12 protein-coding genes are annotated in these 12420 nt (G+C 73.4%); all 12 read right to left on the bottom strand.

All coding sequences use genetic code 11. The features are described from left to right. Positions 1-2: 2 nt before the first annotated feature. Genes AB0J55_RS16565 through AB0J55_RS16510 form a run of 12 tightly spaced genes read right to left on the bottom strand, consistent with a single transcriptional unit; the run spans position 3 to position 12420 of the window. A complete protein-coding gene (locus tag AB0J55_RS16565; RefSeq protein ID WP_364248599.1) occupies positions 3-1181 on the bottom strand; it encodes a hypothetical protein in 1179 nt (392 codons plus the stop codon). Between the two features lie 13 nt (positions 1182-1194). Continuing rightward, complete coding sequence (locus AB0J55_RS16560) at positions 1195-3072, bottom strand: phage tail protein (protein ID WP_364248597.1); 1878 nt, start codon at positions 3070-3072, stop codon at positions 1195-1197. After that, positions 3069-5033: a putative baseplate assembly protein gene (locus AB0J55_RS16555; RefSeq protein ID WP_364248595.1), complete on the bottom strand. Its 1965-nt coding sequence runs from the start codon at positions 5031-5033 to the stop codon at positions 3069-3071. The genes AB0J55_RS16560 and AB0J55_RS16555 overlap by 4 nt, the downstream gene beginning before the upstream one ends. Next, entirely contained in the window at positions 5030-6895 is a 1866-nt protein-coding gene (locus tag AB0J55_RS16550; RefSeq protein ID WP_364248593.1) for a baseplate J/gp47 family protein, read from the bottom strand. The genes AB0J55_RS16555 and AB0J55_RS16550 overlap by 4 nt, the downstream gene beginning before the upstream one ends. Beyond that, positions 6892-7287: a GPW/gp25 family protein gene (locus AB0J55_RS16545; RefSeq protein WP_364248592.1), complete on the bottom strand. Its 396-nt coding sequence runs from the start codon at positions 7285-7287 to the stop codon at positions 6892-6894. Before AB0J55_RS16545 ends, AB0J55_RS16550 begins: the two co-directional genes overlap by 4 nt. Beyond that, positions 7284-7979, bottom strand: coding sequence for a phage baseplate assembly protein V (locus tag AB0J55_RS16540; RefSeq protein WP_364248590.1), 696 nt, complete (start codon positions 7977-7979; stop codon positions 7284-7286). The genes AB0J55_RS16545 and AB0J55_RS16540 overlap by 4 nt, the downstream gene beginning before the upstream one ends. Next, positions 7979-9154 carry a type IV secretion protein Rhs gene (locus AB0J55_RS16535; protein ID WP_364248588.1) on the bottom strand — a complete coding sequence of 392 codons (1176 nt, stop codon included), beginning with the start codon at positions 9152-9154 and terminating at the stop codon, positions 7979-7981. The genes AB0J55_RS16540 and AB0J55_RS16535 overlap by 1 nt, the downstream gene beginning before the upstream one ends. Positions 9155-9164: 10 nt before the next feature. Beyond that, the gene (locus tag AB0J55_RS16530) at positions 9165-9836 is read right to left on the bottom strand and encodes a LysM peptidoglycan-binding domain-containing protein (protein ID WP_364248586.1); all 672 of its coding nucleotides are present in this window, start codon (positions 9834-9836) and stop codon (positions 9165-9167) included. Beyond that, positions 9833-10015, bottom strand: coding sequence for a putative phage tail protein (locus AB0J55_RS16525; RefSeq protein WP_364248584.1), 183 nt, complete (start codon positions 10013-10015; stop codon positions 9833-9835). The genes AB0J55_RS16530 and AB0J55_RS16525 overlap by 4 nt, the downstream gene beginning before the upstream one ends. Before the next feature lies 1 nt (position 10016). Further along, positions 10017-10499: a phage tail protein gene (locus tag AB0J55_RS16520; RefSeq protein WP_364248582.1), complete on the bottom strand. Its 483-nt coding sequence runs from the start codon at positions 10497-10499 to the stop codon at positions 10017-10019. Continuing rightward, on the bottom strand, positions 10496-11962 hold the full coding sequence (locus AB0J55_RS16515; RefSeq protein ID WP_364248580.1) for a phage tail sheath subtilisin-like domain-containing protein: 1467 nt from the start codon (positions 11960-11962) through the stop codon (positions 10496-10498). The genes AB0J55_RS16520 and AB0J55_RS16515 overlap by 4 nt, the downstream gene beginning before the upstream one ends. Before the next feature lie 2 nt (positions 11963-11964). Further along, a complete protein-coding gene (locus tag AB0J55_RS16510) occupies positions 11965-12420 on the bottom strand; it encodes a phage tail protein (protein WP_004561206.1) in 456 nt (151 codons plus the stop codon).

The following is a 12420-nucleotide window of genomic DNA, read 5'->3' as shown; positions in this document are numbered from 1 at the left end:
GATCAGCCCTCCTTCACGAAGAACCAGCTCTCGAAGACGTCCCCGCCCGCGCCGGTGCCGGACGTCCACGGCCCGATGCCCGACGGCGGCCGCGCACACCCCCCGCCGGGCGTGGAGTCCTCGGCCCCGATCAGCGGCACGCGGCCACCGACATTCGTGCCGTCGACCGGGCGGCAGCAGCGGTCGAGCAGGAACGCGGCCCGGACGGTGATCACCACCTGGTCGCCGTCCTGCAGCGTCTCCCGCGTGGTCTGCCGGTAGCGGAACTCCCGGGTGAACTCCCCGGCCGAGCCGTCCGGCGCGGTGAACTTCCCGCCCATGTACCAGGTGTCGGCGTTGCGGCCGGCGCCGCCCTCGATCACCTGGACCTGCACGACCCCGGGCTGCAGCGAGTCGACGCGGACGTCGTCGGAGAACCGGACCACCAGCCCGGCCGCCTCGTCCTGGGTGCCGAGCAGCTTCTTCGCCTCGTCGACGCCGTAGGTGTGGCCGTGGATCCAGTTGACGCCGGTGATGACCGTGGGCACGTGCCTGCCGAACGGGCGCCGGATGTCCTGGCGGATCCGCTCCTGGCGCACCGGCTCGCCGAAGTCGACGCCGGTGATCTCGGCCAGCCACAACGTCCGGTGCGCGCACGGCTCGCAGCAGGTGTCGCAGCGGTCGTCCACCGGGGGCTCGCACCCGGTCACGCGCACCGAGAAACACTCCTCGATCCGGGTGAACTCGCACTCCGGCGAGTCGGCGCAGCCGTCGTCGAACACCGCACGGGCCGGCTCCACCGGCCGCTCCGCGTACCGGACACCGACCCAGACCGTGGTCTTGTCCCGTTCCTCCGGCGGCAGCGCCTTCCAGAGGTCCACCGCGCAGCTGCCGCGGACGACGACCTCGTTGCCCTCGCAGTCCACCGCCAGCCCCGGGGTGATCCGGACCTTCGCGCGGTGCCGGTGCGCCCCCTCGGACTCGGCCTCGGCGGCCGCGTGCTCGTCGTCGGACGCCGGCTCGACGTGCAGGCCGCACACCACGCCGTAGCCCAGCAGGCAGCGCAGGCGCAGCTTCAGCTTGTCGCGGAAGTAATCCTGCTCCCGCTGAAAATCCCGCGCGCTGAGCAGCTCGCCGTGGAAGTACCGGAGCCGGCGCAGCGGCGGGGCGTCGAACCCCGTGGTTTCCTGTGTTTCCGTCATCTCCCCTGCCTTCTCAGGACATCTGTGTGTGCACGCCGACGGCGGAAACCACCCCGACGCCCACTCCGTCGCGGGGACCGCGCGGACCCGGCCGCAGCACCCCGCCCTGGTTCAGCCGGACCCGGCCCAGCACGGCCCGCGGCGCCGGCACGAACGCGCTGTCCACCCCGACCCTCGACCGCGTGCCGACCACGAACCCGCGCCGTCCGGACCGCACCGAACCCGCCGTGTGCGCGGGCGCCTGGCGCGCGGCCAGCCGCCGGACCGCGTCCTCGTCGGCCGCCCCCGCGGGCAGCAGCAGCCGGTACCGGTGGGCGTGCGCGGTCAGCGGATCGTCGGCGGGATCGCCGAACGCCCGCAGCGGCGCCGAACCGAGAGCCGAGGCCCCGATCCGGAACCGCGCCGAGGACCGCCCGGCCAGCCGCACCGAACCGAGACCGCTGCCGCCGCCGACCCGGGCCCAGTTCCGCTCGGCAGGCAGCTCGTCGATCACCGGCGTCACCCCGGTCACGAGCTCGACGGCCTTCCCGACCGCCCACGGCGTGCCGCGCCGCCGGTACAGCTCGGGCGCGGCGGCCAGCAGCGCCCGCCGGGCCGGCGCGTCCCACCCCGCCTCGAACGACAACCCCAGCAACCCGGCCAGCCACGGCAGCACCCGGTCCGGCACCCCGGCCGGGTCCAGCAACGCCGGGTACCGCTCGATGACCTCGTCCAGCTCGGCCAGGGTGGCGTCGAACAGCGCCAGGAACCGCTCGGTGAAGTCGTCGGCCACCGGGTCCTGCCGGAACGCCGGCGGCAGCAGGTCCGCGCTGGTCGACCGCGGGAAATCCAGCCGCACCCGGTGCACGACCGGGGTCGCGGTGCCGTCCCCGGACAACCGCAGCCGGAGCGTCAGGTGGCGCCCGGGCGGCTGGTCGACCAGGAAGTCGGTGACACCCGCCGGAGCGGTCTGCCAATCCGCACCGGTGTAGTGCTCGTCCTCGGACATGACGAGCTGGACGGCCACCGCGGTCCCGGCCGGCAGCACCGCCTCGACCCGCACCCGGTGCCAGCGGCACCGCGAAATCCCGCTGTCGATCAGGCTCGTGGTCAGCGTCCCGGCCGTGACGAACGGGCCGCCGGCCACCGCACGCGCGGGCTGCGGCTCGCCGTGCCAGTCGTAGCACGAGACGACCTCGCCGTCGCAGTCCTGCTCCCGCAGGCAGAACCCCTCCTCGTCGACCGCGAAGAGCGTGCTCGACGGCACCTCCCGCAGCTCATCCATTGTGGACGTCCGAAACGGACCACGGCGGTCGCGCCGGTGGATCGTGAGGTCGTCGGTGAGCAGCCAGAGCGAGCCACCGGGACCGGACCGCAGGCCGATGACCACGCCATCGACACCCGTGCGCAGCACGCCGCGCGGATGGCCGTCCGAGGAGAACCGCCACAGATCCGTCCGGCCTTCCCGGGTGACCAGAACTTCGTCACCGGGCCCCAACGCGGCCAGCCGGGCCCCGGGCACCCTGATCACCCCGGCGAGCTGCTCGCCCTCGCGCCGCCAGACCAGCACCCGGTCCGAGTCCACGACCGCCACGCGGTGCCCGCGCGCCGCCACCGAGACCGGCGCACGCAGGCGATCCTCCAGCCGGAAGGCTCCGCCGCAGGCCTCGCGGCGGAGCAGGTCGCCGTCGACCAGGTACCACCCACCGGGCCGGCACCCGGGCGCCAGCCGCGGATCCGGGAACCACGGCAGCAGCTGCGCACGGGTCGGACCATCCGGCGACACGCCGGCGTGGGCCAGGCGGAGCCCGGCCGGATCGGCCAGCCCGACGACCCCGTCGACGCCCGCCTCGTCCCACCCCGTGAGGAAATCGAGCAGGCGGAAGGTCGCCGGTGCGGGACCACAGCTCATGACCGGCCTCCTTCGGCCGGGATCAGGACCGGCCGCCCGGGCCGGACCAGGGCGTTCGCCGGGATCGGCGCGTCGGCACACGGCGGCAGCCGCACCCCGTCGACCGTCAGCGAAAGCTGCGAAACCGCCAGCACCCCGTCGACCGCCAGCAGCCGGCGCACCAGCGGCGTCTGCCGGACCGCGCCACCGAACGGCCAGCCCCCACCGGATTCACCGCCGCGCACCGGATCCAGGTACGCCGTCACGGCGTCACCCGCCCGCGTCAGCACCGCCGCCCGGTCCTGGCCGGGATCCAGCGAAACCCGCGCCTCGACGACCACCTCCGCGAACGGAGCCGGCGCGGCCACGACCGTCACGCCCGCCGGAGCGACCTCACGCGCGAGGAAGTCCGACACCGCCCGCAGCGTCGCCTCGGTCGGCGTGGACCCGTCGGGCGGCACCACCAGCACCCCCACCACCCCGGGAATCGGACGGCCCGGAAACCCCGGGTGCAGACCGGGAACACCCTGCGCCCGCGCCACGGACGCCCCCGGCGCCCGCCCGGCCAGCAGGCCGTAGTCGGCCGGGGCGACCGCCCGCCCCCGCGCCCGCAGCTCACCCGCACCACGACGGACGGCATCGGCATCGGACTCCGCATCCGTGCCACCCTCGGCGGGGAACGGATTGGTGACCCCGGTGACGAACCGCAACGCGGTCACCACACTCGTCACCGCACCGGCCCGCACCGCACCGGCCTGACCACCGCCGACCCGGTAACTGACCGCGCGCACGTTGCGGAACCCCGGCGGCACGGCCGCACCGGTGCTGCCGTCACCGAAGAGGACCTCACCGGTCTCGTGGTCCACCACGAACACCCGGTCGTCCGCGCCGAACCCCGCCAGGCTCGCCACCTCCTGCCACCGCGTGCCCACCCCACGGGTCGTGCCGAAGACATCGCCACCCGGATCGTCGTCCACCTCGATCACCACCGTGCCCGCCAGGATCGGCACCTGACTGAGCTTCATCCGCCGCCGCGACCCCGCCGGGTCGCGGACCGGCTGCAACGGCTCGTTCCGGATCGTCCGCGCGGCCGTCGCGGCCACCGTGTTCAGCCGCAACCCCGACAGCAGCACCGGCCCCGCCGCATCCGCCTGCACCCGCAACCACCGCAACTGCGGACCCGGCCGGAAGCCGGGCGGACTGCCCGGCGCCCACGTGCGCGGAACCCGCAACTCGACCGTCCCGCTCGCCCGGAAACCACCGGTACCGTCACGCACCAGCTCCGCCGGCACGAACCGGCCACCGTCCAAGACGTCCCAGCGCAGCACCGGCGCCGGCCGCACCGCACCGGACACCGCCGGCGACGCAGCCCCCGGATCGACCACGAACCCCAACGACAACGCCGGATACGGGCTCGCCGCCCCGGCGAGCCCCAGCCACAGGCCGTTGCCCGGCTCGGGCGCCCGCCCGAACGGCGCGAACGACCGCCCCGGCCCCGACGGCCCGAGCGCCAGCTGCGCCAGCGTCCCGGACTCCTCGACCGCGATCGCACCCAGCGTCGCCGGCGTCGCAAAAAGGTCCTCATCGGTCTCGAAGACGACCTGCCCCGACGCCGCCGCCTGCGTCCCGGCCGGAACCAGCACCGACGCACCATCGGGCGGCCTGACCGTGAACTCCAGCAACACCGTCGCCGCGCTCGCCGGCCGGCGCCGGACACCCGCCGTCGCCAGCTCCTCGGCCAGGATCTTCTCCGGCAACCGGTTGACCCGGTCCAGGACCGGCTCGGCCTGCGTCCCGAACAACCGGACCAGCGCCACCCCCGCATCCTGACGATCCGGGTTCGTCCAATCCGGCGTGTAACCGGCAATCCGGCCGCGCACCCCCGACCGGACCGCCTCGCGCGTCGCGTCCACCAGCTCCGGCCGGCCCTCACGCAGCCGAGCCTCGCCCGCCGCACCCCGCTCCCACCAAACCGCGCTCACACCAATCCCTCCCCCGGCTCGGTCACCGGCACCACCCGGGTCCGCACCGCCCGCAGCACCGGCAGCTCCCCTGCCCGCAACGGAACCTCCCGGCAGTCCTCCACCGGCTCGGCCCCGTCGAGACCGATCGCGACACCCGTCACGTCCGCCAGATCCCCCAGCGCCGCCTGCGCGGCACGGACCAGCGCCGACGGCCGCAGCGCACCCCCGAACGGCCAGCCGGCCCCGTCCGCACCCGCACCCAGGTGACGGCGCAGCGCCGAAGTGACCACACCGGACACCCGAGCACGGTCGGCGGGCCGGCCGGACAGGTCCACCCGCACACCTACGTCCCGGTACCGCGGACCCCGCACGAAAACCTCCGTGGTCAGCAACCGCGCCCGCCCCAACCGCGCGGCGACCGCGCAGACCATCGCCGGATCCGGCTGCGGCGCAACGACCTCCTCCGGCACGGCCGGAACGATGTGGACAGTCACCGCACCCGGCACCCGCGAACACGGATACCCCGGATGAGCACCCAGCGCCGCATACGCCCGCGCGACCGCCACCCCGGGAGTCGTCCGGGCCACCGTCACGAAATCGTCCGCCGTCACCGCACGCGTCACCTCACCGAGCGCACCCGCCGCACGTTCACGAGCCTCCGCGACCGTCTCCGGATCAGCACCCTCCTCCGCCTGCACCGGATTGGCCGCCGTCAGACCACCCTCACCGACCCAGTTGGCGGTGACCCCACCGTTCCCCGCCCGGCCACCACCGACCGAGTACTCCACCCGGACCTCGCCGGCCGGCCGCGGGATGCGCCCGGTGAGACCATCGCCGAACACACACGCACCATCGGCCCGCGACACCACGAACGTCCGGTCACCGGACGCCCCGAACGTGAAATCCGGCACCGCCGTCCACTTGTCACCGCCCAGGTACACCACGGCATCGAGCAACCGGCCCACGGCATCCGGCAACACCAGACGCTGACCGGGCAACTTCAGCCACCCCCCGGTCTGCCCCGCCAGATCGGCCGTCCGGTGCTCGAGCTGACGCGCCGTCGAGACATTCACCGCAACCTGCAGCAGACGCGGCGGCGCCGCGAACGTCGCCGCACCCGTCGACACCAGCAAATCCCGCTCGTCCGACGCCCAATCCGCCGGCAACCGCAGGCGCACCACACCGGACCGGCGGAACCCGCCCGTACCGTCCACCACCTCCGCGACCGGCCGCGGCTGCGCACCCTCCCGGAACACCGACCACGTCAGCTCCGCCGGCGAACCAACGTCCACCGCACGCCGCGACCACGACGGCGGCACCGGACTGTCCACTTCGAACAACAACGACAACCACCCCGGCGCCGGGTACGAACCGGTCAGCGGCAACGTGAACCGCACCGACGCCGGCCCCCCGCCCCCGTCGAACAACGGAACACCCCGCCGGGCGACCAGATCGGCCGTCCGGTCCCGGTCCGTCCACACCCCCACGACCCCGTCCAGCGGGAACACCGCCACGTCCTCGTCCACCGTGAACCGCACCGCACCCGCCGGATCACGCCAGAACGCCGTCCCCTTCGGCACGACCAGCCCCGGCCGCCCCGCCGACCCCAGCCGCAACACCGTCACGGCCGGTCGCGCCGGCCGCGGCAACTCCAGCCCCAGCAGCCGCAGGATCGCCACCACCAGCGCATCCGGCACCTGATCCAGCCAGAACAACCGCTGCTCCAGCAGGTACGCGAACAACTCCAGCAGCGTGACACCCGGATCCGCAGGCCCGTGCAACGTCCAGCGGCCATCCGACTCCGCCGGAATCCGGCGGCGGATCGCGGCCATCAGATCGGCCCAGGTCAGATCGTCCAGCTTCGGCGCGGGCAGCGTCACGGCGTCCCCCCGGTCAAGCCGAGGTAGAACGGGAACACCAGGTTCGCCTTCGTGTTGCTGTGCCGCACCCGGTAGGTCACCGACACCGTCACCCGCGAATCAGCCGCCTCCGCCCGCACCTCGTCGAGCTCCACCCGCGGCTCGAAGTCCCGGATCGCCCCCGCCACCGAATCCTCCAGATCCCGCAGGCTCTGCACACTGCCGGGCGCGAACACCGACTCCTGCACCCGCGTCCCGAAGTCCGGCCGCATCACCCGCTCACCGACGTTGGTCAGCAACAACGCACGCAGGCACGCCTCGATGCTCCGCTCACCCTCGGCGTACCCGAGCCGCCCGGCCTCGTCCGGCACCAGCGGGAACGGCCACCCGGTGCCCAGGAAGTCCTCGCTCACGCCGTGCTCGCCTTCTTCGACAGGACGGCCGGGGTCAGCGGCGTCGGCGGCCCGCTCGGCCCGGCGGCCGTCGGATGGGTGTGCGTGTTGAACGCCTGCAGCAGCGCGTTCCCCAGCACCAGCGGCTCGGCGGCCCCGCCGAGTTCGATCCGCGCCGAATCGATGGTCACCTTCGGCGCGGTCACCGTCACCGAGCCGGACGCCGACACCGTCACGCTCCCGCCGTCGGCGGCGGTGATCCGGACGGCGTTGCCCGTGTCGTCGAGTTCAACCACGTGGCCCGCAGCGGACTTGACCCGCACCGCGGCTTGTCCGCCTGTGTCGTCGAGGAGTAGTTCGTGCCCGTGGCGAGTGCGGATCAGTTTCTGGTCGCGGCCATCGGCGCGCGATGTCGGCGGCCTGTCTACGCCGTTATACAGTCCACCCAGGACGATCGGGAAGCGCATGTCGCCGTGCACGAAGGCGACGAGGACCTCGTCGCCCTTCTCGGGGACGAACACCGAGCCGTAGCCGTTGCCCGCGTACAGCTGGCTGACGCGGCACCAGTCGGTGACCGTCGTGTCGTCGAACCACGGGAAGCGGACCTTCACGCGGCCCTCGTCGTCGCCCTCGTTCTCCTCGACGATCGCTTCCACGACGCCGTAGAACCGGCGGTCGGTCGTCCGGGCGCGCGGGGCCGTCCTGGTCGTCATCACGCGTCTCCCTGGTGGATGCGCCGGGCGGTGAACTGGGTGAAGAAGCCGTTGGAGTCGAGCGTGTGCTCGACCCGTTTGACGAAGTACGGGCCGGAGAACCGACGGCCCAGCCCGTACATTTCGAGGTTGTCGCCGGGCTGCAGCTCCGGCAGTCCGGCCACCCGGCCGGTGGCGGTGATGAACTCGTACGCGCGCTCGCGCAGCAGGCTGATCGCCAGCTCGCGGGCCTCCTCGTCGCTGGTGACCGGTGCGTCGACCAGCACGTCCTGCCGTCCGCCGAGGGTGCTGTCGGCCGCCTGCGGCCCGCTCTGGCCGTCCGCGCCGTTCTGCCCGGCCGGGAGGTTGTCGGCGGTCGCGGTGAACGCGATCGGCTGCTTGGTGCGCGGGTCCCAGCCGCGCACGGTCAGCTTGCCGACCTGTTTGGACACCGTCAGGGTGGGCGTGAAGTCCAGCAGGTTGGGGACCAGGCCCTCGGGCAGGTCGGCCGGCCCGGTCGTCAGGCCGGGCGCGTAGGCGAGGCGGAAGACGTTGACCGCGCCGCCGTCGCGGCCGTCGGTCGGCTTGACGAAGTACAGCGTTTCCTCGCCGGTCTCCGGGTCGGGGAGGATGTAGCAGTCGAAGTCGAGGCGCTTGGCCCGTTCCATCAGGAAACTCGCGTCGTCCTGGTTCTTCTGCACGACGATGTCGTGCGTCGGGCCTTCCTGCGTCACCACGATGCGCAGGTGGTTGCGCGCGGCGACCTGCTCGGCGATCTGCCAGTCGGGCAGGTTCCGGTAGATCTTGACCTCGTTTTCGGCCGGCTTGCGGTCCTTGAGCCGCATCATCCCGTCGACGCCGCTGACGGCGACCGTCGGCGAGCTGCTGTCGGAGAACTTCGGGGCGAGCGTGCTGATCGTGCCGGTCGCGACGGTCAGCAGCCGGTCCGCGTAGCCGAGCCGGACCGCGACCCGGCCGCCGAGCCGGAACTGCGCGGAATCGCTGTGCTTGAACTTCAGGTTCGCGTCGTCCCAGTTGTTCAGCGTCAGGTCGAAGCCGGACATCTCGTCGAGGTCGCGGTGCACCTTGACGTCGATGATGTCGTGCTTGGTCGTCGGATCGAGCTGCAGGCCTTCGATGTCGACGTCGAATTCGGGCGCGTACCGGTCCGGGGACGCGACTCGGGGCGTGGTCACCGCGTCCTCCTCACGTCAGCCGGGGCACGGTCAGGACCCGGCCCGGCCGCAGGTCGCGGGGGTCGGTGATGCCGTTGGCGCGGGCGAGTTCCCGCCACGCGTCCGGCCGCCGGTAGACGGCGTTGGCGATGCTCGGCAGGGTGTCCCCGCGCCGCACGACGTAGCTCTTCTCCACCGTCGGCGACGACCGCGGCTCCTGGGCCACCTGCACCGCCGCCGGCCGGAACTCCTTGAGCGAGAGGTCCAGCTGCGCGCGCAGCGGCACGCCGTCGGGGCGGAACAGCTGGTAGGTGACGTCGAGCTTCTCCAGCACGCCGGTGAACACCGACTCGTCCCACACGAACCGGACCACCGGCGGCGCGTGCTCGCGGGAATCCGGCCGCAGCAGGTTCCGCACCGCGTCGACGTAGACCGTGCGGACGTTCTCCAGGGTGTCCGACGTGTCGACCAGGGCCTGCACGGCGAGGGTCTCGGAGCCGCCGCGGACGTACTGCAGCGGCGGCGTTTCGAGCCCGGGGATGGTGATCTCGGCGAAGGTGTTGGCCTTGCTCAGCTTGTAGTCGGTCGGGTTGAACCGCAGCGGGATCCGCCGCGCGCGCTCGTCGGCGATCACCGGCCGGACGATCTCCAGCCGGGCCTGCGCCGCGCCGGTGCGCGCGAACGACACGGGGGTGGCGCTCACCGGTCCTCCCCGTCGCCGAGCCGGCGTTCGCTCTCGGCGTGCCGGGCGCGGGCGCACTCGTCCTCGTACAGCCGCGACCACGCCTGGATGTGCTGGTTGAACAGCCGGGTGAAGACCTGGCCGTCGTCGCCTTCGACGTGCAGCCGGACCTCGAGGTTGTGGATGATCACGTTCGCCACGTCAGCTCCCCAGCACCTTCGTCAGACCTTCGTGCGCGATTTCCAGCGACTCGATCGCCACCGCGTTCTGCTCGGCGTGCAGGTCCGGTCCGCTCCACTTCGACGCGAGGCCGCCGTGGAACGCCCACGCCGCGCCGGGCGTGCCGTCCGGGCCGAGCAGGATCACCGCGCCGTCACGCCGCGCGCCCAGCGAGTCCGCCAGCCCCGCCTGGTACCACGACCACAGCCCCGGCTCGCGGACCACGCCGCGCTTGAGCGTGATCGGGTTCCACTTGTGCCGCAGCGGCAGCTGGTGGGTGGTGTCGTTGCGGCCGCCCTCGGCGTAGCTGGTGACTTCCAGCTGCGCGCCCAGGCCGGTGATCTCCTGGAACGCCCCGGCCGCGACCAGCGGCAGCAGCACCGCCTGGGCGGGCGGCAGGTAGGCGTCACCGGGGTCGAGGGTGACCACGAACCGGTACTTCGGCAGGGGCTCGGCGGACGTCACGCCTCGATCACCTCCAGGCTGCGGTCCTGGCCGAGCACGAGGCGCAGCCGGACGAACTCCATCGGGACGGCGGGCGCGACGCCGATCTCGCACACCACCCGGCCGGGGTCCTGCCCCGGCGGGTTGACCGTGTCGTCGCAGACCACGCGAAACGCCTCCTCGGGCCGGGCACCGGCGAGCGCGCCGGCGCGGAAGGCCGCCAGCAGCACCGACGTCAGCGACCGCACCAGGGTGAGCCGCAGCTCGGCCGAGTCGACGTCGAACACGAGCGGGGTGGCGACCCGCCGGATCGCGCGGACCAGCAGGTGCAGCAGCCGCCGGTGGGCGACGTACCGGCGGTCCGGGGCGAGGGTCCGCCCGCCCCAGACCACCAGCCCGCGGCCGCGCGTGCAGCGCAGGAGGTCGACCCGGGCGTCGAAGAGCCGGACCTGTTGCGGCTCGGGGTATTCCGTGGCGAGGTCGACCGCGTCGAGGATGACCGCGTTGGCCGGGGTGTGGTGCGCGCCGCGCTCGGCGTCGAGCCGGGCGATGACGCCGAGCACGTGCCCCGACGCCGGCACCGTCCGGCCTTCCGCCAGCCGCAGGGCCGGGTGGTAGACGGCCGCGTTGGCCACCAGCAGGGGGTCTTCGGCCAGGCCGTCCACCCAGGACACGACTTCGTCCACTGCGGACCGCTCGGGCGGGACGTCCAGCACCACCAGGCGGTCCAGTGAGGCCGCCGCGGCGGCCAGCAGGTCCCGGACGGTGTCGGTGTGCGCGCCGCCGCCGAGGTCCGCGCCGAGGTCCGGCAGCGCCACCAGGGCCGGCTCCGGCAGGTCGGCCTGCACGGCGACGGCGGCGGCGTACTCGGCCCGGCCCGGCGGGACGTCCGTGCCGCCGGCGAGCCCGAGGGTCCACGACGTCGAGAGCGGGCCGGGCTCGCCCGGCGGCTCCGGGCCGTCCGGCACCAGCGTGATCAGCCGGGACGCCGCGACCCGGCCGGTCACCTCCGCGGGCGGCCCGGTGAACGTCTCGGGCGGCTCGCCCGGGACGTCGACCCGCACGGTCACCGTGGGCGGACCGGCGACCGTGCTGGCCTGGAACCGGATCCGCACCCGGCCGCCGTTGGCCCAGCTGCCGGGGCTCGTGGCGGTCACCCGGTACTGCCGGTGCGCGAAGCCCGCGATGTCCCCGACCGTCCACAGTGCACTCGCCGGGGCGCCGGGCCCGGCCACGCGCAGCACCCAGGCCGTCCGGCCGCCGTTCTCGAAGAAGCCCCGCAGGGCATCCGGCGTCGCGCTGGCGGCGTCGGGTGCGCCGAAGGCGGCCACGACGTCGTTGCGGCTCTCCACGCGGACCGGGGTGAGGACCGGCCCGCGGCGGGTCCGGCCGGCGAAGACCGCCACGTCGGTGCGCAGCGGTTCCTCGTCCGGCTCGTGGCCGGCGAACGTCAGGGACACCCCCGGCAGGGCTTCGGCAGTCATGATTACGCGTCGATCTCCAGCTTTTCCACGGCCAGCACGAGGGTTTCCATCGCGATCTCGTTCTTGGTCGCGCTCAGCGTCGGGCCGGTGTACTTGGTCGGCCAGCCGCGGTCGAAGTTCCACCGCATGGCTTCCTGCCGGTTCTCGTCCAGCAGGATGATCGTGCCGGAGGTGCGGCGGACCTTGCCGTTGAGCGCTTCCACCACCCAGTTCCAGAACCCGACGTGCCCGGTGATCCCGCGCTTGAGCGTGATGTTGGTGAACTTCTTCAGCCCGGGGATCTTGCGGACGGTGGTGTCCTCGGCGCCGGTGCGGTACTCGATCGGCGGGATCTCCAGTTCCAGCCCGCTCGCTTCGGTGAAGGACCCGCTCACCGCCACCCCGTCGTCGCTGACGTTGGTGACGATCACCTGGAAGTTGTAGGACGCATAGGGATCGTCCCTGGTCACGGGCGGCAT

The sequence above is a fragment of the Amycolatopsis sp. NPDC049688 genome, from assembly GCF_040674975.1.
In the GTDB taxonomy this organism is placed as follows: Bacteria; Actinomycetota; Actinomycetes; order Mycobacteriales; family Pseudonocardiaceae; genus Amycolatopsis.
This window is presented reverse-complemented; position numbering and strand designations above follow the sequence as displayed.